The sequence below is a fragment of the Methanobacterium bryantii genome, assembly GCF_002287175.1.
GTDB lineage: Archaea > Methanobacteriota > Methanobacteria > Methanobacteriales > Methanobacteriaceae > Methanobacterium_D > Methanobacterium_D bryantii.
This window is the reverse complement of sequence record NZ_LMVM01000032.1, coordinates 1-239: the sequence shown is the minus strand read 5'-3', so window position 1 is coordinate 239 and position 239 is coordinate 1. Positions and strand designations below refer to the sequence as shown.

The 239-nt window shown below is 47.3% G+C and carries 1 pseudogene; it reads left to right on the top strand.

Going from position 1 to position 239, the window contains the following annotated elements:
- Positions 1-38: 38 nt before the first annotated feature.
- Positions 39-239: pseudogene (locus ASJ80_RS10660) on the top strand (hypothetical protein); the annotation flags it as partial.

Genomic DNA, 239 nt, shown 5'->3' with positions numbered 1-239 from the left:
TGTCCTCCCTCTCCAATCACAGATAGGGTGCTGCTCATATGAGACCTCTTGATTTCGCCGAAAGATATGGTTACGTTCGTGGTCTTGTTAAGGAAATCATTCACGATGCTGGTCGTGGTGCTCCACTTGCCAGAATCGTTTTCCGTGATCCATACAAGTACCGTTTAGTTTCTACCCTTATGGTCGCTACCGAAGGAATGTACACTGGTCAATTCATCTACGCCGGAAAGAAGGCCAAC